The following is a 20,899-nucleotide window of genomic DNA, read 5'->3' as shown; positions in this document are numbered from 1 at the left end:
GCTCAGTAATTCTTGTCATCGGGGGTGGGCAGCGGCGGCTTACAGGCGCCACAGCACCTGGAAGGCCCAGCCCGCGCAGCCGACCAGCCAGGCCAGGGTCAGCGCCTGCAGCGTCATGCGCATGCCGACGGGCTTGATGTAGTCCATCCACACGTTGCGCATGCCGACCCAGATGTGCCAGATCAGCGCCACGACGACGGCGAAGGTCAGCACCTTCATCCACTGCGACGCGAAGATGCCGGCCCACTTGTCGTAGCCGATGGTGCCCTTGGTCAGGATCACCTGCGCCAGCACCACCAGGGTGAAGATCACCATCAGCGCGGCGGTGAAGCGCTGCACCAGCCAGTCGCCGGTGCCGTAGTGGGCACCGACGACGGTGCGCTTGGAGCCGTAGTTGACAGCCATGGGTTTGCTCCTTCTTCCTCTTGAATCAGTACAGGCCGAACAGCTTGGCGCCCAGGATCAGCGTCAGCCCGAGGCTGGCCACCAGCACGGTGGCGGCCGAGCGGCGGCCGAAATCCTTGGTGGTGTTGTGCGACACGTCCATGTACAGGTGGCGCACGCCGGCGAACAGGTGGTGCAGGTAGGCCCAGATGAGCGCCAGCACCACCAGCTTGATGAACCAGCCGCCGAAGATGCCCAGCCCCGACGAGAAGGCGGCGGTGAACTGGCCGAAGGAGATCTCGGACGACACCGACTTGTCGAACAGCCACAGGATGAAGGGCAGCAGCAGGAACATCAGCACGCCGCTGAGGCGGTGCGCGCCCGACACCAGCGCAGCCAGCGGCCAGCGGTAGCTGGGCAGGTCGCCCAGGGCGTTGATGTTTCGGTATTCGGGCCGGGGCTTGGCGACTTCGCTCATGGTGGGGCTCTCGTGGGGAAAAATGTAACGACGTTGTAATTCTTCGGGAGTGAACCTGCAAATTCTATTGCAATGCAACAAGCTGACTGGAGCATTGCATCGGCGCACGCAGGGGCATGTCGAGGATTGCTTCGAATTCAGTAGCTGCTTGCGCTTGGTGCATGGCGATTTCAGATCCAAACGATGCTGAAATCGAGGCGCATCGGGCGCGAGCAGCTATCACGATCAAAGTGGCCCAAGCCGCTCAGTTCAGTTCGTTGCGGTAGTGGTGCGTGTCGGTGCGGTACAGCCCGCGGCGCAGTTCCATGGGCACGTCGTTGTAGGTGTAGGCGATGCGCTCCACGCTCAGCAGCGGCGTGGCGGGCGTCACATCCAGCAGGGCAGCCTGCGCGGCGTCGGGCAGCACGGCGCGGATCTTCTCGTCGGCGCGCACCATGCGCACGCCGAATTCGGCCTCGAACAGCGCGTACATCGGCCCGTGGTAGTCCGACAGGCGCTCCACCGTCAGCCCCTTGAACGGCCCGCCCGGCAGCCAGATGTCCTCCAGGATCGTCGGCACGCCGCCGTAGCGCAGCAGGCGCCGCGCTTGCAGCACCGGGTCGCCCGCGCGCAGGCCCAGCAGGCGGGCCACCTCGGCGCTGGCGCGCTGGCGCCGGCAGTCGACGAAATCGCGCTGCGCCGGGCCCTCGCTGTCCACCGTGCCGCTGTCGGGCTGCAGGCGCAGAAAGCGGTACTGCATGTGCTGCTCGGCGTGCGTGGCCACGAAGGTGCCGCGGCCCTGGCGGCGCACCAGCAGGTTTTCGGCCGCCAGTTCGTCGACGGCCTTGCGCACCGTGCCCTGGCTGACCTTGTAGCGCGCGGCCAGGTCGAACTCGCTGGGGATGACTTCGCCCGGCTTCCATTCGCCCTGCTGCAGGCCCTGCAGGATCAGCCCCTTGATCTGCTGGTACAGCGGGCTGAACGCGGGCGCTTGCCCGCCCCAGGCGGCCGCGGCCGGCGCCGGCGGCGAATCGGTGTCGGCAGGGGGAGGAGGGGTGGCGGCGCTGGCCATCGCGGCTTGCCTTGTCAGGTTGCTGGAAGGGTAATGATATCTTATATAAGACACAAGACAAATTGACCCTCCGGGTTTCTGCGGATACACTTGAGGGCTGTTCGGAATGCCCTGGCCCGGCGGTTTTCAGTGGTCTGGCACGTTCGTCCTGTCACCGTTTCATCACAACCTTTGGAGTGTTTTCCATGAGCAAGAAGCCCGTTCGCGTGGCCGTCACCGGCGCCGCTGGCCAGATCGGCTACGCCCTGCTGTTCCGTATCGCCTCCGGCGAGATGCTGGGCAAGGACCAGCCGGTGATCCTGCAACTGCTCGAGATCCCCGACGAGAAGGCGCAGAAGGCGCTCAAGGGCGTGATGATGGAACTGGAAGACTGCGCCTTCCCGCTGCTGGCCGGCATGGAAGCGCACAGCGACCCGATGACCGCCTTCAAGGACACCGACTACGCCCTGCTGGTGGGCGCCCGTCCGCGCGGCCCCGGCATGGAGCGCGCCGACCTGCTGGCCGCCAACGCGCAGATCTTCACCGCGCAGGGCAAGGCACTGAACGCCGTGGCCAGCCGCAACGTCAAGGTGCTGGTGGTGGGCAACCCGGCCAACACCAACGCCTACATCGCCATGAAGTCGGCGCCCGACCTGCCGGCCAAGAACTTCACCGCGATGCTGCGCCTGGACCACAACCGTGCCGCTAGCCAGATCGCCGCCAAGACCGGCAAGGCCGTCAAGGACATCAAGAAGCTCACCGTGTGGGGCAACCACTCGCCCACCATGTACGCCGACTACCGCTTCGCCACCATCGACGGCGCCAGCGTCAAGGACATGATCAACGACCAGGAATGGAACGCCAACACCTTCCTGCCCACCGTGGGCAAGCGCGGCGCCGCCATCATCGAGGCGCGCGGCCTGTCGTCGGCCGCCTCGGCCGCCAACGCCGCCATCGACCACATGCGCGACTGGGCGCTGGGCACCAACGGCGAGTGGGTGACCATGGGCATCCCGTCGCAGGGCTGGTATGGCATCCCCAAGGACGTGATGTTCGGCTTCCCCGTCACCACCGAGAACGGCGAGTACAAGGTCGTCGAAGGGCTGCCGATCGACGCCTTCAGCCAGGAATGCATCAACAAGACCCTGGCCGAGCTGGAAGGCGAGCAGGAAGGCGTGAAGCACCTGCTGTGATGCGCCCCCGCAGTCACGCCGGCCACCCGGCGTGACTGCAAAAACATAGCTGCTTGCGCCCGATTCAAGCCGGTTTCAGATCGATTTGTCTTGAAATCAAGGCTCAGCGTGCGCAGGAAGCTATCTTTTTGAATACCACAGCGTTTCCGATTCCGCACCGCCCATGACCCACCCGCGCGACATCCTCCTCGGCGCCCAGGCCGCCGCCGGCATGCTGCCGGTGTGCGACCACTACAGCGGTGTCGAAGTGCGCATGCGCAAGAGCCTGCAACTGCAGGCCGAGATGGCCGAGGAATTCGGCGCCTGCGTGTTCGACGTCACGCTGGATTGCGAGGACGGCGCGCCCGTGGGCGGCGAGGCGGAGCACGCGTTGCTGGTGACCGAGCTGGTCATGTCCGCCCCCGACGGCGCCCGCGTGGGCGTGCGCGTGCACCCGGTCGACCATCCGGCCTTCGAGGCCGACATGGACATCATCGCCCGCGACGCCGGCCCGCGCCTGACGCACATCATGATTCCCAAGGTGGAGTCGGTCGAGGACGTGATCCGGGCCGAAAAAGCCCTTCTGTCGGCGTACAGCAAGGGCCTGCCGCTACAAGTTTTGATCGAATCGCCCGGCGCCGTGCACCGCGCCTTCGACATCGCCGCGCACCCACGCGTGCAGTCGCTCAGCTTCGGGCTGATGGACTTCGTCTCGGCCCACGCCGGCGCCATCCCGGCCGAGGGCATGGGCATCGAAGGCCAGTTCACGCACCCGCTGGTGCTGCGCGCCAAGCTGGAGATCGCCAGCGCCGCGCACGCCTTCGGCAAGGTGCCGTCGCACTGCGTGGTCACCGAATTCAGGGACGAAGCCGCCATGCGCACCGCGGCGCGCCGCGCCGCGCGCGAGTTCGGCTACACCCGCATGTGGAGCATCCACCCGAGCCAGATCCGCCCCATCCTTGAGGCCTTCGCGCCCGACGAGCAGCAGATCCACACCGCCAGCGCCATCCTGCTGGCGGCGGCCCAGGCCGACTGGGCGCCGATCAGCCACGACGGCGCCCTGCACGACCGCGCCAGCTACCGCCATTTCTGGCAGGTGCTGGAGCGTGCCCACGCCACCGGACGGCACCTGCCCACCGAGGTGGCGCCATGGTTCTGACACGGCCGGCATGTCATCATCGCCACCCCTACCTTTTTCTTGAGAGTGAACGCAGTATGAAACTCCTCGCCCTTGCCTCCGTCGCGGTCGCTTTGAGCCTGCCCATGGGTGCCGTGCAGGCACAGTCGTCCGGTACGGCCAAGAAGCCAGCCGCCACCAAGAAGGCACCGGCCAAGGCGCCCGCCAAGAAGACCGTCAAGGCTGCGCCGAAGAAGCGTGTGCCGAGCAAGACTGCCAAGGCGGTCGAATCGGTCACGCCGGTGCAGACGCTGACCCAGCGCCTGACCGATGCCGAAGTGGCCATCGCCCAGCATGTGCACACCGGCAAGATCCAGTGCGAGCTGGGCGCCGACGTGACGGTGACGCCGGACGACAAGAACCCCGGTTTCTTCCGCGTCAGCACCGGCAAGCAGAACTACTACATGCACCCGGTCGAAAGCCGCACCGGCGCCATCCGCATGGAAGACAACCGCCAGGGCGCCATGTGGCTGCAGCTGGGCAACAAATCCATGCTGCTGAACCAGAAGCTGGGTCAGCGCGTGGCCGACGAATGCGCCACCCCCACGCAGCGCGAGTTCGCCGCCCAGATGCAGGCCAACCCGCAGTCCAGCCTGCTCGACAGCAAGTAAGCCCGCCTCGGGCGGCCGGCGGTGGTTGCGCGGTCAGCAAGGGTCGCCACCCGGCATGGGGCCGGCGGCGATCCGCAACGAATCGAAGTCATCAATCAGGAGAGAAGAAAGTGTTGAACGCCTATCGCGCCCACGTCGCCGAACGAGCCACCCTGGGCATCCCGCCGCTGCCGTTGGATGCCAAGCAGACTGCTGAGCTGATCGAGCTGATCAAAAACCCGCCCGCGGGTGAAGACGCCGCCTTCCTGCTCGACCTGCTGACCCACCGCGTGCCGCCCGGCGTGGACGACGCGGCCAAGGTCAAGGCCAGCTTCCTGGCCGCCGTGGCGCACGGCGACGTCCAGGTGGGCCTGATCAGCAAGGCCAAGGCCACCGAGCTGCTGGGCACCATGGTCGGCGGCTACAACGTGCACCCGCTGATCGAGCTGCTGGACGATGCCGAAGTCGCTCAGCAAGCCGCCGACGCGCTGAAGAAAACGCTGCTGATGTTCGACTTCTTCAACGACGTCGCCGCCAAGGCCAAGGCGGGCAACGCCAAGGCCAAGGAGGTGATGCAGAGCTGGGCCGACGCCGAGTGGTTCACCAGCCGTCCCGAGGTCGAGAAGAAGATCACCGTCACCGTGTTCAAGGTGCCGGGCGAAACCAACACCGACGACCTGTCGCCCGCGCCCGACGCCTGGAGCCGCCCCGACATTCCGCTGCACTACCTGGCGATGCTGAAGAACACGCGCCCCGACGCGGCCTTCAAGCCCGAGGAAGACGGCAAGCGCGGCCCGATGCAGTTCATCGAGGACCTGAAGAAGAAGGGCCACATCGTCGCCTACGTGGGCGACGTGGTGGGCACCGGCTCCAGCCGCAAGTCGGCCACCAACAGCGTGATCTGGGCCACCGGCCAGGACATTCCCTTCGTGCCGAACAAGCGCTTCGGCGGCGTCACGCTGGGCGGCAAGATCGCGCCGATCTTCTTCAACACGCAGGAAGACTCTGGCTCGCTGCCGATCGAAGTTGACGTGTCGAAGTTCGAGATGGGCGACGTGATCGACATCTACCCCTACGAGGGCAAGATCGAGAAGGGCGGCCAGAAGGTGGCCGACTTCGCGCTCAAGAGCGACGTGCTGCTGGACGAAGTGCGCGCCGGCGGCCGCATCAACCTGATCATCGGCCGCAGCCTGACCGCCAAGGCGCGCGAATTCCTCGGTTTGCCGGCGTCGGACAAGTTCCGTCTGCCGCAGGCCCCCGCCGCGACCAAGGCCGGCTTCACGCTGGCGCAGAAGATGGTCGGCCGCGCCTGCGGCCTGCCGGAAGGCCAGGGTATCCGCCCCGGCACCTACTGCGAGCCCAAGATGACCACCGTCGGCAGCCAGGACACCACCGGCCCGATGACGCGCGACGAACTGAAGGACCTGGCCTGCCTGGGCTTCAGTGCCGACATGGTGATGCAGTCCTTCTGCCACACCGCTGCCTATCCGAAGCCCGTCGATGCCAAGATGCACCGCGAGCTGCCCGCTTTCATCAGCAACCGCGGCGGCGTGGCCCTGCGCCCGGGCGACGGCGTGATCCACAGCTGGCTCAACCGCCTGCTGCTGCCCGACACCGTGGGCACCGGCGGTGATTCGCACACGCGCTTCCCGATCGGCATCAGCTTCCCGGCCGGTTCCGGCCTGGTGGCGTTTGCCGCCGCCACGGGCGTGATGCCGCTGGACATGCCCGAGTCGGTGCTGGTGCGCTTCAAGGGCGAGATGCAGCCGGGTGTGACCCTGCGCGACCTGGTGCACGCCATTCCGCTGTACGCCATCAAGCAGGGCCTGCTGACCGTCGAGAAGGCAGGCAAGAAGAACATCTTCTCGGGCCGCGTGCTGGAGATCGAAGGCTTGCCGCAGCTGAAGGTGGAGCAGGCGTTCGAGCTGTCCGACGCCAGCGCCGAGCGCTCGGCCGCCGGCTGCACGATCAAGCTCGACAAGGAGCCGATCATCGAGTACCTCCAATCCAACGTGGTGCTGATGAAGAACATGATCGCCAACGGCTACGCCGACGCCAAGACACTGGCGCGCCGCATCGAGAAGGTCGAACAGTGGCTGGCCAACCCGCAGCTGCTGGAAGCCGACAAGGACGCCGAGTACGCCGCCGTCATCGAGATCGACCTGGCCGACATCAAGGAGCCGATCGTCTGCTGCCCGAATGATCCGGACGACGCCAAGTTCATGTCCGAAGTGGCCGGCACCAAGATCGACGAAGCCTTCATCGGCTCGTGCATGACCAACATCGGCCACTTTCGCGCCGCCGCCAAGCTGCTGGGCGGCCAGCGCGACATCCCCGTCAAGCTGTGGGTGGCACCGCCCACCAAGATGGACCAGGACGAGCTGATGAAGGAAGGCCAGTACGCCGCCTTCGGCGCCGCCGGCGCACGCACCGAGATGCCGGGCTGCAGCCTGTGCATGGGCAACCAGGCGCAGGTGCGCGAGGGTGCCACCGTCATGTCGACCAGCACGCGCAACTTCCCCAACCGCCTGGGCAGGAACACCAACGTGTTCCTGGGCAGCGCCGAGCTGGCGGCCATCTGCTCCAAGCTGGGCCGCATCCCCACGGTGGAGGAGTACAGCGCCGAGATGGGCATCATCGACGCCGACAAGGCCAGCGTGTACCGCTACATGAACTTCGACCAGATCGAGGAGTACGCGGACGTGGCCAAGGAAGTGACCGTGTAATCGGCCCGATCGGCTGAAAAGCAAAGCCCCGCTACCGAGAGGTGCGGGGCTTTTTCGTGGGCGCCAGCGTACAGTGTTGGGAGCGGCTGGCTACTCAAAAATCATAGCTTCCTGCGCCCGTTATTAAATGATTTCAGATAGGTTTTTATCTCAAATCCTTTGTGGACATGCGCAAGCAGCTATCAAATTCTTATCATTTCATGCTTACAGCGTCGTCCCTGATTTATTCATGGGTCTTAGGAAGCAAACGCTATCAAAGCGGATTGTTTCTGAGCAAGGATAGCAATGCTTTGTAGAGGTTCTGATTTCGATGATTGAAGCGAAACTCGGTCTCCTTCAAGTGCAGATAGAACGTCTTGCGCGGCACGCCATTGAACTGCGCCAGTCGCCGCTTGGCCAAGCTCCAGAAGCTCTCGATGCCATTGACATGCACCGAGCCACGTTCGAACTCATTGGCCCCGTGGCTGACCCGAAAGTGCTTGTCAAAGCCCACGTCCACCAGCCCGTCGTAGCCTCTCCAGCCATCAGTGTGAATGATGCTGGCAATGTCGGCCTTGCCCCGGATGATGGCCTGCAAGGTGCGTTTGGGGGCATCGGGCACGATCTCGGTGTAGACACAGTCGCCTCGCTTGAACAAACCAAAGACCACCGTCTTGCGGCCCGCGCCGCGGCCGCGCAAGCCGCGTACGCGCCGGGGACCGAAGTAGGACTCATCGGCTTCGAGCTCTCCGACAAAGGGCGAGCGCGCTTCACAGTGCTCGGCCATGCGAGCACGCATGCGCAGATAGATGCTGTTGACCGAACGCAGCGACAGCCCGCACAGTTGGGCGCAGTCGGTGGCCGTCAAATCCATGGCGAAGTAGCGCACGAGCTGGCGAAACTTCGCTTCACTGATCTTGGAACGCCTGAAGTACCTGTTTTCTGAATCACGATAGGAAGTTAGCTCACTTGGTAGAGAGGTTTGCTTCCTAAGACCCTATTCATTTTCACGCCCAGGCCAGTGACTCTGAACGACTGCTGGACGTTCGGTCGATCAACTTCCAACGCGATGGCGTGCAGTGCGGCGCCGGGGGCAGACTCTGGCATAGGCGCCAATAAAGCCGCCACAAGAAGGCGATGCTCTTCTTGGCGATCATGCGCAGCAGCCATTGGATGTTGTAGCCCGCCGCGCACAGCACCGCATGCATCGCATCTCCAGTCTGGCCCTTGAGATGACAGCGATCCAGGCCATGATCGCTCTTGAGGTGCCCGATCACCGGCTCGATCGCCTGACGGCGCTTGAGTTGCTTTCTTTCTGCCTTGCTCAGCTGCCTGGCTTTGCCCCGGTGCCTGATGTCCACGCCCGGGTTGTCCTTCTCCACACCCCGATAGCCCAGATCGACGAAGGCTGTTGCTGGCCTGATCTGGCAGTCCTGCATCAGGATGCTGGCTTGCTCCAGTTGCTCATGGAGGGTGTGCCCGTCATACGGGTTGCCGGCAAAGGTCCTTGCACCCACGATCAGATTGCCCTTGAAGGTGCTGGCAATGCCTGCCTTGACGCCGAACTCGTAGGGCTGGCGGGCCTTGCCTTTGTTGATGCATTCCACCTCGGGGGCGTGCCAGGCGTAGAGCTTGGAGCCATCAATTGCCTTGCGCTGGCCGCTTTGCGCGGCAATGCGCCGGGCTTTGCCCAGCGTCTCATCCAGGGCCTGCCGCGCAGCCGCTGCGATGGCGCTGGCCTTGCGCTCGATCTCGCGCTGCAGGCGCCCAGCGATGGTTCTCTGCCGCTTGATGACCCGGCGCATGCGTTTGAACTGCCGGGCATGGGCATAACGCCCGGCCTGGCGAGCCAGTTGCTTGCCTTCCTTGCAAAGGTCTGCTTCAGTCCGATGCCGGCCTGCTTGGCGGCCTCGACCAGTTTGCTCCTGGCCGTCTCCAGCAATCGGCTGTCGGTGGGGTGCGCGACGGCCTTGGGTTGCACCGTGGTGTCGACGATCACGCGGCTGAGCTCCTGTGCCTTGATGAGCTTGAGGTCAACGGCCACGTGGATGGTCTGTGCCAGCAGCTCTTCGACACCTTCTTCGCCCAGCAGCTGGCGGAATTTGATCAGGGTGCTGGCGTCGCAGGGTTGGCGGTCTTCGTAGTAGGCGCAGCCGGAGAAGAACTGCCAGCGGGGCGTGTCGGCCCAGCGCGCCACCACGCCTTCGTCGGACTCGTTGAACGCGTGCTTGAGGTACAGCAAGGAGATCATCACCCGCAGCGGTATGCGCGGGCGCCCAGCGTTGCTGGGCCCCGGATACGTTGCACCTGCTCGCCAAAGAGGTCCAGATCGGGCATGGCCACGCCCGTGCGGCCTTTGCGTGACAGCAAGTGCGACACCGATGCCTCGATCTGCTGCCAGGGCATGCGCGAGGCCAGCACGGCCAGCGGATGGTGCAGATCGATCATGTGGTCGATGCGCGAGCGAAAGAAGTCCTCGGTGGCAGAGCAGGCAAACAGCACGGCTGAAAAACTCCCAGAAATCAGCCACCATTGAATATCAAACCGGGAGTTCCGGACATCGGCAATCACCCGCAAAGCCAGTGTTCATGCGGGGGTGGGGGCTTCAGGGGCGACTACAGCACTTCGCTGGCAAAGTCCGCCAGCCGCGAGCGCTCACCGCGCGCCAGCGTCACGTGGCCGCCGTGCGGCCAGCCCTTGAAGCGGTCCACCGCGTAGGTCATGCCCGACGAGCCTTCGGTCAGGTAGGGCGTGTCGATCTGCGCCAGGTTGCCCATGCAGATGATCTTGGTGCCGGGGCCGGCGCGCGTGATCAGCGTCTTCATCTGCTTGGGCGTCAGGTTCTGCGCCTCGTCGATGATCACCCACTTGTTCATGAAGGTGCGTCCGCGCATGAAGTTCATGCTCTTGATCTTCACGCGGCTGCGGATCAACTCGTTGGTGGCGGCACGCCCCCATTCGCCGGCGCCCGAGGCATCGCCCTTGGAGAGGAACTCCAGGTTGTCGTCCAGCGCGCCCATCCACGGACCCATCTTCTCTTCCTCGGTGCCGGGCAGGAAGCCGATGTCTTCGCCCACGCTCACGGTGGCACGCGTCATGATGATCTCGGTGTAGCGGCGGTCGTCCAGCACCTGCGTCAGGCCCGACGCCAGCGCCAGCAGCGTCTTGCCGGTGCCCGCCGTGCCGGCCAGGGTGACGAAGTCGATCTCCGGATCCATCAGCAGGTTGAGGGCGAAGTTCTGCTCGCGGTTGCGCGCCGTCACGCCCCACACGCCGTTCTTCAGGTGCGTGAAGTCCTTCAGCGTCTTCAGCACCGCCGTCTTGTCGCGGATCTCCGTCACGCGCGCATACAGGCTGGGCTCGCCGGGCGACTCGAAATAGACGAACTGGTTAATGTACAGACTGGCCACCGCCGGGCCGCTGACGCGGTAATAGGTCGAACTGCCGCTCTGCCAGCTCTCGACGGTCTTGCTCTGCCGCGTCCAGAAGTCGGGCGGCAACTGCAGCACGCCCGAATACAGCAGGTCGCCGTCCTCCAGCGTCTTGTCGTTCTCGTAATCCTCGGCCTTCAGGCCCAGCGCGCGCGCCTTCACGCGCATGTTGATGTCCTTCGACACCAGGATCACTTCGCGCGGTGCGTATTGCTTCTCCAGCGCGGCGACCACGCCCAGGATCTGGTTGTCGGCCTTGCCCTGGGGCAGGGCGGCGGGCATGGTCACGTCCAGCGGCGCGGTCTGGAAGTACAGCTTGCCGCCGGCGGCCACGTTGCCGGTCGAATCCAGTGCCAAACCCTGCGCCATGTCGGCGCCCTTCACGCCGGCCAGCGCATCCAGCAGGCGGCTGGTCTGGCGGCCGTTGCGGGCCACCTCGGTCATGCCTTTCTTGTGGCCGTCCAGTTCCTCCAGCACGATCATCGGCAGGAAGATGTCGTGCTCCTCGAAGCGGAACAGCGCCGTCGGGTCGTGCAGCAGCACGTTGGTGTCGAGCACGAACAGCCGCGTGGGGCCTGTGGCCTTGGCCTTGGGGGCGCGGGCGGCAGCCTTTTGGGGAGCAGGTTTCTCAGCCACGCGCTCGGCCGGTCGGGCCGGGGCGGGCGCCTCCGTGCGTGCCACGGGGCTGCGGGCGCCGGGCACCGGCAGCGGGGTGACCACCTCGTCCACGGATTCCGTCAGCAAGCGCGCCTGCTGTGCCGGCGCGCGGCTGCGGCTGGCGGGCGTTGCCGTTGCCGTTGCCGTTGCCGTGGAACGCGCCGTGGCGCGGCGGGTGGACAGGTCGATGACGTCGGAAGACAGCTTGGCGCCACGTTTGGTCGGGGGAGGGGCAGGGGCATGCGGATTGGAAGGTTCAGCGGAGGGCGCACCGCCCGGCCGCGATGCGGCTGGCGTCGGCCAAAGAAAAAGCCGCCTTGTCAGCCAAGGCGGCTTTCGCGAGAAAAGTCAGTCGATACGGCTGCAACAACATTCCGGCTCATTATGCATGAGCACGGTGGCAGTCACCGTCAGGCTTTCAGGCGGCTTTTTCAGCACCTTCACGGCCTTCAGCACTTCCTCGACATGGCCGGGCACCTTCAGGCCGCGCCACTCCTGCACCAGGATGCCGTCGGCGTTGACCAGGAAGGTACTGCGCTCGATGCCCTTGACCTTCTTGCCGTACATGATCTTGTTCTTGACCACACCGAACATGTGGCACATCTTCTCTTCGGTATCGGCGATCAGTTCGAAGGGCAGTTCGAGCTTGGCCTTGAAACTGTCGTGCGACGTCATGTTGTCGCGGCTGACGCCAAACACCACGGCACCCGCCTTCACGAAATCCTTGTATTTGTCGCGGAACTGCATCGCCTCGGTGGTGCAGCCGGGGTGTTGTCTTTGGGATAAAAGTACAGAACGAGGGCTTGCCCGTTGTGGGAGGTGTTGGTAACTTTGACGTCGCCGGTCGCAATCGCTTCGAATTCAGGGAGGGGTTTGTTGACAACGATCGCCATATGAACTTCAATCTCCGGACGGTTTTATCGAGGGGGCGTAGGGCACACGTGACTGCCCGGCCGAACCATCCGCCGCTGTTGCAGAAGGTGTGGCGAGGGCAACAGTTGCCAGCCCTTTATTTTAACCCATCCTGACTTTCTTCGCCCGGCTCCAGCAACAAGGCGGCGATCACGCGCCTGCCTTCGCCCGCCAGGATGTTGTAGGTGCGGCAGGCGGCACCGGTGTCCATGGCTTCCACGCCGATGCCAGCCTCGACCAGGGCGCGGATCCACGCCGGCCTGGGAAAGCGGGTGGCAGCGCCGCTGCCGAACACCACCAGTTCGGGCTTGTGCGCGGCCAGCGGCGCGAAATGCGCATCGGTCAATTCATCGAAATGGCTGCAGCGCCAATCCGTGCGTTCGCCCGTGCTGTGCAGCACCACGCTGCGGTCGATGCGCTCGCCGGCCACGGCGATCCAACCGGGGCCGTAGCTGGTGATGGCAGAGCCGAACTGATCGGGCTGGAATTTCATGCAGGAAGAGGGGGCGAAGGGCGCAGATGTGTTCCAATTCTATGTTTTCCCTCCTTGAAGCTTCGCCCGGAAGGTCTTGCCATGAAACCCATCCACAAATCCGCCAAGCTGGCGAACGTGCTTTATGACGTGCGTGGGCCCATCGTGGACGCGGCCAAGCAGATGGAGGACGAGGGCCAGAAGATCATCAAGCTGAATATCGGCAACCTGGCGCCGTTCGGCTTTCAGCCGCCCGAGGAGATCGTGCAGGACATGATCCGCAACCTGCCGGATTCGGCCGGTTACTCGGACAGCAAGGGCATCTTCTCGGCCCGCAAGGCGGTGATGCACTACACGCAGGAGCAGGGCATCGAAGGCGTCACCATCGACGACATCTACCTGGGCAATGGCGCCAGCGACCTGATCGGCATGGCCGCCAACGCACTGCTGTCCGAGGGCGACGAGATGCTGGTGCCCGCGCCCGACTACCCGCTGTGGACCGCCGTGGCCAGCCTGTCGGGCGGCAAGCCCGTGCACTACCTGTGCGACGAGGCCAATGGCTGGATGCCCAATCTGGACGACATCCGCGCCAAGGTCACGTCGCGTACCAAGGCCATCGTCGTCATCAATCCCAACAACCCGACCGGCGCGCTGTATTCCAACGAACTGCTGCTCGGCATCATCGAGATCGCGCGCGAGCACAACCTCGTCATCATGGCCGACGAGGTGTACGACAAGGTGCTGTACGACGGCGTGAAGCACACGGCGCTGGCCAGCCTGGCGACCGACGTGCTGACGCTCACCTTCAACTCGCTGTCGAAAGCCTACCGCTCGTGCGGCTTCCGCGCCGGCTGGATGGTGATCTCGGGCGACAAGGAGTCGGCGCGCGACTACATCGAAGGCATCAACATGCTGGCCAACATCAAGCTGGGCAGCAACGTGCCGGGGCAGTACGCCATCCAGACCGCGCTGGGTGGCTACCAGAGCATCCACGACCTGGTGAAGGAGGGCGGCCGCCTGCGCCGCCAGCGCGACCTGGCCTATGAGCTGATCAGTGCCATTCCGGGCGTCAGCTGCGTCAAGCCGCAGGCCGCGCTGTACATGTTCCCGCGGCTCGATCCCAAGATGTACCCCATTCAGGACGACCGCCAGTTCTTCATGGAAGTGCTGCGTGCCACGCGCGTGATGCTGGTGCAGGGCTCGGGCTTCAACTACCCCGACAACCAGCACTTCCGCATCGTGTTCCTGCCGCACGAGGACGATCTGCGCGAAGCCATCGGGCGGTTGGCGAAGTTCCTCGAGCAGTACCGTGCGCGCCATGCCAAGTCGGCATCGGTGGTGCAGATTGCTGCAAAAAGAAGCTGCCCGCGCTTGATGGACGGGTGCTAGAGGCATATTTGACTTAAAAACCAAGAGAACATGAAAGCGATCCAAGTCGGCCTGTTGGGCATCGGGACGGTGGGCAGCGGCACCTTCAACGTGCTGCAGCGCAACCAGGAGGAAATCAAGCGCCGCGCTGGCCGCGGCATCGAAATCACCATGGTGGCTGACCTCGACACCGAGCGCGCGCAGCAGATCGTCGGCTCCGGCGTCAAGGTGGTGGGCGATGCGCGCGAGGTGCTCGCCAATCCCGACATCGAGATCGTCATCGAGCTGATCGGCGGCTACGGCATCGCCAGGACGCTGGTGATGGAGGCCATTGCCGCCGGCAAGCACGTGGTCACCGCCAACAAGGCGCTGCTGGCCGTGCACGGCACCCAGATCTTCCAGGCCGCGCACGACAAGGGCGTGATGGTCGCCTTCGAGGCCGCCGTGGCTGGCGGCATCCCCATCATCAAGGCGCTGCGCGAGGGCCTGACGGCCAACCGCATCCAGTGGATCGCCGGCATCATCAACGGCACCACGAACTTCATCCTGAGCGAGATGCGCGACAAGGGCCTGGACTTCGACGTGGTGCTGAAAGAGGCGCAGGCGCTGGGCTACGCCGAGGCCGACCCGACCTTCGACATCGAAGGCGTGGATGCCGCGCACAAGGCCACCATCATGAGCGCCATCGCCTACGGCATCCCGGTGCAGTTCGACAAGGCCTACGTCGAGGGCATCACCAAGCTGTCGGCCACCGACATCCGCTATGCCGAGCAACTGGGCTACCGCATCAAGCTGCTGGGCATCACCAAGCGCCGCGAAGGCGAGGGCGTCGAGCTGCGCGTGCACCCCACGCTGGTGCCGGCCAAGCGGCTGATCGCCAACGTCGAGGGCGCCATGAACGCCGTCGTCGTCAACGGCGATGCCGTGGGCACCACGCTGTACTACGGCAAGGGCGCCGGCAGCGAGCCCACGGCCAGCGCTGTCATCGCCGACCTGGTCGACGTCACCCGCCTGGCCACCAGCGACCCGCAGCACCGCGTGCCGCACCTGGCCTTCCAGCCGGGGCAGATGCGCGACGTCAGCGTGCTGCCGATGGAGCAGGTGATCACCAGCTACTACCTGCGCCTGCGGGTGAAGGACGAGGCGGGTGTGCTATCGAACGTCACGCGCATCCTGGCCGACGCCGGCATCAGCATCAACGCCGTGCTGCAGCGCGAGGCCGACGACGTGGCCGGCACCGACGCCGGCGCCGGCGAGCCCACGCCCGACCACACCGACCTGATCATCCTCACGCACGACACGCGCGAAGGCGCCATGAGCACGGCGCTGGCGCAGTTGCAGGCGCTGCCCAGCGTGCTGGCGCCCATCGTGCGCATCCGCAAGGAAGAACTGGCCTGACCGACCCATTGACCGTTGGGGCATGCCGCGCGCGCCGGCGTGCCCAGCCTGATCTATGAACTACCTCTCCACCCGTGGCGACAGCACGCCGCGCAAGTTCTGCGACATCCTGCTGGAGGGCTTGGCGCCCGATGGCGGCCTGTACCTGCCCGAGCACTATCCACAGATCGACCGCACCACGCTCGACCACTGGCGCCACCTGTATGCCCAGCACGGCTACGCCACGCTGGCGTTCGAGATCCTGTCGCTCTACATCGACGACATTCCGGCCGCCGACCTTCAACGCATCTGCGAGAAGACCTACACGCCCGAGGTGTTCGGCACGCTGGAGATCGTTCCGCTCAAGAAGCTCGGCAACGGCTTCTACCTCGAAGCCCTGTCCAACGGCCCCACGCTGGCCTTCAAGGACATGGCGATGCAACTGCTGGGCAACCTGTTCGAGTACGAACTGGCGCGCCGTGGCGAGCAGCTCAATATCCTGGGCGCCACCAGCGGCGACACCGGCAGCGCGGCCGAATACGCCATGCGCGGCAAGCAGGGCATCCGCGTGTTCATGCTCAGCCCGCACGGGCGCATGAGCGCGTTCCAGCAGGCGCAGATGTTCAGCCTGCAGGACGCCAACATCCACAACATCGCCGTCGAAGGCGTGTTCGACGACTGCCAGGACATCGTCAAGGCCGTGAGCAACGATCTGGCCTTCAAGCGCCAGTACAAGATCGGCACCGTCAACTCGATCAACTGGGCACGGCTGCTGGCGCAGGTGGTGTACTACTTCGCGGGCTATTTTCAGGCCACGTCACATGCCCCCATGCTTCGCGCTGGCGCGTCTGCGCTGCCCCGAGGGGCCGTGCCCGGCAGGGCGGCCCGGCGCCGGGCGGAACGACGAGAAGGTCGATTTCACCGTGCCCAGCGGCAACTTCGGCAACGTCTGCGCGGGCCACGTGGCACGCCAGATGGGCCTGCCAATCAACAAGCTGGTCGTCGCGACCAACGAGAACGACGTGCTCGACGAGTTCTTCCGCACCGGCGTTTACCGCGTGCGCGGCAGTGCCGACACGCACGAGACCAGCAGCCCGTCGATGGACATCAGCAAGGCCAGCAACTTCGAGCGCTTCGTGTTCGATCTGCTCGGCCGCGATGGCGCGCGCACGAAGGCGCTGTTCCACGATGCACTCGCCAAGGACGGCCAATTCGACCTGAGTGGCGACCCGGCTTTCCAGCAGACGCGCCAGCGCTTCGGCTTCGTCAGCGGCAAGAGTACGCACGGCGACCGCCTGGCGACCATCCGAGACGTGTTCCAGAAGCACGGTGTGATGATCGACACCCACACCGCTGACGGCGTGAAGGTGGCGCGCGAGCACGTGCAGCCCAGCGTGCCGATGATCGTGCTGGAAACGGCGCTGCCCATCAAGTTCGCCGCCACCATCCGCGAGGCGCTGGGGCGCGACCCGGACCGCCCGGCCAAGTTCGACGGCATCGAAGACCTGCCGCGCCGCGTGCAGGTGCTGCCCGCCGACGCTGACCGCGTGAAGGCGCTGATCACACAAGAATGTGAATGAAATTGGCCACCAGCGCCCGCTAAGCAAGCGCCGGCAGCTCCTGCTCTGATAGTGAAGCGAGAATGAATCCATGAAGGTGGTCGGCTTTGCCGGGTATTCCGGTTCGGGCAAGACGCATCTGGTCGAGCGGCTGATCCCGGCGCTCAAGCTGCGCGGGCTGCGCGTGTCGGTCGTCAAGCACGCGCACCACAGGTTCGACATCGACCACGAAGGCAAGGACACCTTCCGCCACCGCGAGGCCGGCGCGTTCGAGGTGGTCGTCGCCTCGCGCAATCGTCTGGCGCTGATGCGCGAGTTCGAGCAGGAGGCGCAACTGTCGGTGCACCACCTGATCGCCGAGCTGTACGACGGCGTCGACTGGGTGCTGGTCGAGGGCTTCAAGGAAAGCGACCTGCCGAAGGTCGAGGTCTGGCGCGCCGCTGCCAGCAAGCCGGCGCGCTACCCCGACGACGAATTCATCGTCGCCATCGCCACCGATTCGCCCCAGGCGCTGCCGGAGGCGACCTTGCGCCCCGTGCTGGATCTGAACGACGCCGAGGCGATTGCGCAGTGGCTGCTCGACAATGGCCACCGTTTCGACTACGACCCTGAAAGGCACCTGCCGTCCCATGTCTGATGCTCCGCGCCGCGCCCCTGATGCCGCTCGACGAAGCGCTGCAGCGCCTGCTGGCGCACGCCGCGCCACTGGGCGGCACGGAATCCGTCAACACCTTCAACGCCGATGGCCGCGTGCTGGCGCAGGATGTGGTGTCGGCCCTGCAGGTGCCGCCCAAAGACAACTCGTCGATGGACGGCTATGCGGTGCGGGCGGCCGATGTCACCGCAGGCGTCGAACTGCCCGTGTCGCAACGCATCGCCGCGGGCCACGCTGGCGCGCCGCTGGCGCCGGGCAGTGCGGCGCGCATCTTCACGGGTGCGCCCATGCCTGCTGGCGCGGACGCGGTGGTAATGCAGGAAGACACCGAGGCGCTGGACGGCGGCCGCGTGCGCATCAATGCCGTGCCCGCGCCTGGCCAGTGGGTGCGCGCGGCGGGTGAAGATGTCACGCGCGGCGCCGTGATACTGCAAAAGGAGAGCGACTGGCGCCCGCCAGCATTGGTCTGGCGGCCGGCATCGGCCTGGCTTCATTGCAGGTGGCGACGCGTCCGCGCGTGGCCCTGTTCTCCACCGGCGACGAACTGGTGATGCCCGGCGACGTGCCGCCCGAGGCCATGAAGCCCGGCGCCATCTACAACAGCAACCGCTTCTTTCTGAGCGCGCTGCTGCTGCGCCTGGGCTGCGAGGTCAGCGACCTCGGCATCGTGCCCGACAACCGTGCCGCCACGCTGGCCGCGCTGCAGTCAGCCGCCGAAGGGCACGACCTGATCCTGACCAGCGGCGGCGTAAGCGTGGGCGAGGAAGACCACATCAAGCCCGCCGTCGAACAGCTTGGCACTCTGGACCTGTGGCAGATCGGCATGAAGCCCGGCAAACCCTTCGCTTACGGCCATGTGCGGCGCGCGGGCAGCGGGCAGGCCCACTTCATGGGCCTGCCCGGCAACCCGGTGTCGAGCTTCGTCACCTTCCTGCTGCTGGTGCGGCCCTTCCTGCTGAAGCTGCAGGGCGCGACGAAGATCGACGTGCCGGCGATGAGCCTGCGCGCCGACTTCGACCTGCCGCGCCCCGACAAACGGCGCGAATTCCTGCGCGCGCGCCGCAACGCGCAAGGCGGGCTGGACCTGTTCGCCAACCAGAGTTCGGGCGTGCTGACCTCGGCGCACTGGGCCGACGGCCTGATCGACCACCCGGCCGGCAGCACCATCGCGCGCGGCGACATGGTGCGCTTCATCCCGCTGGCGGAGCTGCTGGCATGAAGCAGGTGACGGTGCGCTATTTCGCCTCGATCCGCGAGGCGCTGAACGTGGGCAGCGAGCGCGTGGCCACCGACGCGCCCACGCTGGCCGCGCTGCGCGATGAACTGATCGCCCGCGGCGGCGCACATGGCGAGGCACTGGCGCGCGACAAGCTGGTGCGGCTGGCGCTCGACCAGGCAATGGCCGACGAATCCGCCGCGCTGCACGACGGTGCCGAGGTGGCGTTCTTCCCGCCGGTCACCGGCGGTTGACGCGACGGCGCCCGGGCGCGGCATGTTTCCCCGACGTTCTGTTGGCCTACGTCGCCGCCGTGCTGGTGGTGGTGGTCGCGCCCGGCCCCGACAACATCCTCGCCATCGGCCGTGGCCTGAGCCAGGGCCGCTGGCGGCGGCGCTGTCGTCGGTCGGCGCGGGCATCGGCATCATGGTGCACACGCTGGCCGCCACGCTGGGCCTGTCGCTGGTGCTGCAGGCGTCGCCGTGGGCGTTCTGGGTGGTCAAGGGCGTGGGCGCGGCCTACCTGCTGTGGCTCGGCATCAAGGCACTGCGTTCGCGCGACCTGATCACCTTCAGCCCGGCGCTGCGCCGGCCGCTGCACCGGGTGTTCATCACCGGCGTGCTGTCCAACGTGCTCAACCCCAAGCCGGGGCTGTTCGTGCTGGCCTTCATCCCGCAGTTCGTCAGCACGGCACGGGGCCGGTGGCGGTGCAGATGCTTGTCTATGGTGCGATCTTCGCGGTGCTCACGGCACTGATCTTCACCATGCTCGGCGCCTTCGCCGCGCGCCTGTCGCGCTGGATGGCGCGGCGCCCGCGCGTCGGCAGCGCGCTCAACATCGGCGCCGGGCTGGCGTTCGTCGCCTCGGGCCTGTCGATCCTGCTGCTCAGGCCGCGCGCCTGAGTTCCCGGTTCAGACGACGATCGGTGTCGTCGCCCCATCCATGGCCACGATGGCGCCGTTGACGTAGCTCGCGCGCGCCGAGGCCAGGAACACCACCACGTCGGCAATCTCCTCGGGCGTGGCGATGCGGCCCATGGCGGCGCGCTGCGTGGCGCGTTCGCGCGCCTGCTCGGGCGTGATGCCGGCCAGCCTGGCCTCGGCCTCCAGCCCTTGCTGCAGCCGCGCGGTCAGCACCGGGCCGGGGTTGACGGCGTTGATGCGCAGCCCGGCCGCGGCGTGCGCGTGCGCCAGGCCGGCGGTGGCCAGCATCAGCGCCGCGTTGGCCGCGCCGCCGGCCAGGTGCGTGGGCGAGGCCACCTTGCCCCCGGCGCCGATCACGTTGACGACCACGCCGCTGCCGCGCGCCCGCATGGCCGGCAGCACGGCCTGCATGGCGTGCAGGTAGGTGAAGAACTTGGCGTCCATCGCGGCGTGCCAGTCGGCCACGGTCAGTTCCTGCGGGAGCGTGCGGCGCGCGGCGCCGGCCGAGTTGACCAGCACGTCGATGGGGCCGAACTGCTCCGTCACCGCGTGCGCCAGTTGTTCAGCCTGCGTGGCGTCGCCGAGATCGGCCGGCACCGCCAGCACCTCGGCGCCCGTCGCGCGCAGCTCGGCCGCGGCCGCCTGCAACACATCGGCACCACGCGCCGCCAGCGCCACGCGCGCACCCTCGGCCACGAAGGCCCGCGCGCAGGCCAGGCCGATGCCCTTGCTGGCGCCGGTGATCAGCACCACCTTGTCCTTGAGTTGCAGATCCATGGGTCGCCTCTTTGGT

General features: G+C 66.0%; 17 protein-coding genes and 4 pseudogenes. 12 read left to right on the top strand and 9 right to left on the bottom strand.

What is annotated here, in order from left to right; all coding sequences use genetic code 11:
* Positions 1-39 precede the first annotated feature (39 nt).
* From sdhD to H0I39_RS00400, 3 genes are all read right to left on the bottom strand, one after another.
* Positions 40-405 carry a succinate dehydrogenase, hydrophobic membrane anchor protein gene (gene sdhD, locus H0I39_RS00410; RefSeq protein WP_180549188.1) on the bottom strand — a complete coding sequence of 122 codons (366 nt, stop codon included), beginning with the start codon at positions 403-405 and terminating at the stop codon, positions 40-42.
* 25 nt (positions 406-430) lie between these two features.
* Complete coding sequence (gene sdhC / locus H0I39_RS00405; protein ID WP_180549187.1) at positions 431-862, bottom strand: succinate dehydrogenase, cytochrome b556 subunit; 432 nt, start codon at positions 860-862, stop codon at positions 431-433.
* Positions 863-1,106: 244 nt separating this feature from the next.
* Positions 1,107-1,913: a GntR family transcriptional regulator gene (locus tag H0I39_RS00400; protein ID WP_180549186.1), complete on the bottom strand. Its 807-nt coding sequence runs from the start codon at positions 1,911-1,913 to the stop codon at positions 1,107-1,109.
* Between the two features lie 185 nt (positions 1,914-2,098).
* Between H0I39_RS00400 and H0I39_RS00395 the strand changes: the two genes are divergently transcribed.
* The 4 genes from H0I39_RS00395 (at position 2,099) to acnB (ending at position 7,557) form a co-directional block, all read left to right on the top strand.
* Entirely contained in the window at positions 2,099-3,085 is a 987-nt protein-coding gene (locus H0I39_RS00395) for a malate dehydrogenase (protein ID WP_180549185.1), read from the top strand.
* 163 nt (positions 3,086-3,248) lie between these two features.
* Positions 3,249-4,223: an HpcH/HpaI aldolase/citrate lyase family protein gene (locus H0I39_RS00390; protein WP_180549184.1), complete on the top strand. Its 975-nt coding sequence runs from the start codon at positions 3,249-3,251 to the stop codon at positions 4,221-4,223.
* 56 nt (positions 4,224-4,279) lie between these two features.
* Entirely contained in the window at positions 4,280-4,852 is a 573-nt protein-coding gene (locus H0I39_RS00385; protein WP_180549183.1) for a hypothetical protein, read from the top strand.
* 110 nt (positions 4,853-4,962) lie between these two features.
* Positions 4,963-7,557: a bifunctional aconitate hydratase 2/2-methylisocitrate dehydratase gene (gene acnB, locus H0I39_RS00380; protein WP_180549182.1), complete on the top strand. Its 2,595-nt coding sequence runs from the start codon at positions 4,963-4,965 to the stop codon at positions 7,555-7,557.
* 253 nt (positions 7,558-7,810) lie between these two features.
* Here the strand turns inward: acnB and H0I39_RS00375 are convergent, their stop codons facing one another.
* The 5 genes and pseudogenes from H0I39_RS00375 to H0I39_RS00355 all read right to left on the bottom strand — a co-directional run bounded on the left by H0I39_RS00375 (position 7,811) and on the right by H0I39_RS00355 (position 13,029).
* The gene (locus tag H0I39_RS00375; protein WP_180551620.1) at positions 7,811-8,452 is read right to left on the bottom strand and encodes an IS1595 family transposase; all 642 of its coding nucleotides are present in this window, start codon (positions 8,450-8,452) and stop codon (positions 7,811-7,813) included.
* 91 nt (positions 8,453-8,543) lie between these two features.
* Positions 8,544-9,984, bottom strand: a pseudogene (locus tag H0I39_RS00370) (IS5 family transposase).
* A gap of 167 nt (positions 9,985-10,151) precedes the next feature.
* Positions 10,152-11,948 carry a PhoH family protein gene (locus H0I39_RS00365; RefSeq protein ID WP_180551619.1) on the bottom strand — a complete coding sequence of 599 codons (1,797 nt, stop codon included), beginning with the start codon at positions 11,946-11,948 and terminating at the stop codon, positions 10,152-10,154.
* A gap of 24 nt (positions 11,949-11,972) precedes the next feature.
* Positions 11,973-12,517: pseudogene (locus H0I39_RS00360) on the bottom strand (peroxiredoxin).
* Between the two features lie 116 nt (positions 12,518-12,633).
* Positions 12,634-13,029: an Mth938-like domain-containing protein gene (locus H0I39_RS00355; protein WP_180549181.1), complete on the bottom strand. Its 396-nt coding sequence runs from the start codon at positions 13,027-13,029 to the stop codon at positions 12,634-12,636.
* 81 nt (positions 13,030-13,110) lie between these two features.
* Here H0I39_RS00355 and H0I39_RS00350 point away from each other — a divergent pair, with 81 nt between their 5' ends.
* The 8 genes and pseudogenes from H0I39_RS00350 to H0I39_RS21220 all read left to right on the top strand — a co-directional run bounded on the left by H0I39_RS00350 (position 13,111) and on the right by H0I39_RS21220 (position 20,085).
* On the top strand, positions 13,111-14,397 hold the full coding sequence (locus H0I39_RS00350; RefSeq protein WP_180549180.1) for a pyridoxal phosphate-dependent aminotransferase: 1,287 nt from the start codon (positions 13,111-13,113) through the stop codon (positions 14,395-14,397).
* A 30-nt stretch (positions 14,398-14,427) separates the two neighbouring features.
* The gene (locus H0I39_RS00345) at positions 14,428-15,774 is read left to right on the top strand and encodes a homoserine dehydrogenase (RefSeq protein WP_180549179.1); all 1,347 of its coding nucleotides are present in this window, start codon (positions 14,428-14,430) and stop codon (positions 15,772-15,774) included.
* A 55-nt stretch (positions 15,775-15,829) separates the two neighbouring features.
* Positions 15,830-17,333, top strand: a pseudogene (gene thrC, locus H0I39_RS00340) (threonine synthase).
* A gap of 70 nt (positions 17,334-17,403) precedes the next feature.
* Positions 17,404-17,949 carry a molybdopterin-guanine dinucleotide biosynthesis protein B gene (gene mobB, locus H0I39_RS00335; protein ID WP_180549178.1) on the top strand — a complete coding sequence of 182 codons (546 nt, stop codon included), beginning with the start codon at positions 17,404-17,406 and terminating at the stop codon, positions 17,947-17,949.
* Positions 17,942-19,186: pseudogene (locus H0I39_RS00330) on the top strand (molybdopterin molybdotransferase MoeA). Before mobB ends, H0I39_RS00330 begins: the two are co-directional and overlap by 8 nt.
* Entirely contained in the window at positions 19,183-19,437 is a 255-nt protein-coding gene (locus H0I39_RS00325; protein ID WP_180549177.1) for a MoaD/ThiS family protein, read from the top strand. The pseudogene H0I39_RS00330 and the gene H0I39_RS00325 overlap by 4 nt, the downstream one beginning before the upstream one ends.
* A 172-nt stretch (positions 19,438-19,609) precedes the next feature.
* Positions 19,610-19,939 (top strand): LysE family translocator, encoded by a 330-nt coding sequence (locus H0I39_RS21225; RefSeq protein ID WP_257645527.1) that lies wholly within the window; start codon positions 19,610-19,612, stop codon positions 19,937-19,939.
* Positions 19,924-20,085, top strand: a complete 162-nt coding sequence (locus H0I39_RS21220; protein WP_257645526.1) for a hypothetical protein — start codon at positions 19,924-19,926, stop codon at positions 20,083-20,085. The genes H0I39_RS21225 and H0I39_RS21220 overlap by 16 nt, the downstream gene beginning before the upstream one ends.
* A 9-nt stretch (positions 20,086-20,094) precedes the next feature.
* Here the strand turns inward: H0I39_RS21220 and H0I39_RS00315 are convergent, their stop codons facing one another.
* Positions 20,095-20,883, bottom strand: a complete 789-nt coding sequence (locus H0I39_RS00315) for an SDR family oxidoreductase (RefSeq protein ID WP_180549176.1) — start codon at positions 20,881-20,883, stop codon at positions 20,095-20,097.
* Positions 20,884-20,899 lie beyond the last annotated feature (16 nt).

It is taken from the genome of Ottowia beijingensis (genome assembly GCF_013423955.1).
Taxonomy (GTDB): domain Bacteria; phylum Pseudomonadota; class Gammaproteobacteria; order Burkholderiales; family Burkholderiaceae_C; genus Ottowia; species Ottowia beijingensis.
This window is presented reverse-complemented; position numbering and strand designations above follow the sequence as displayed.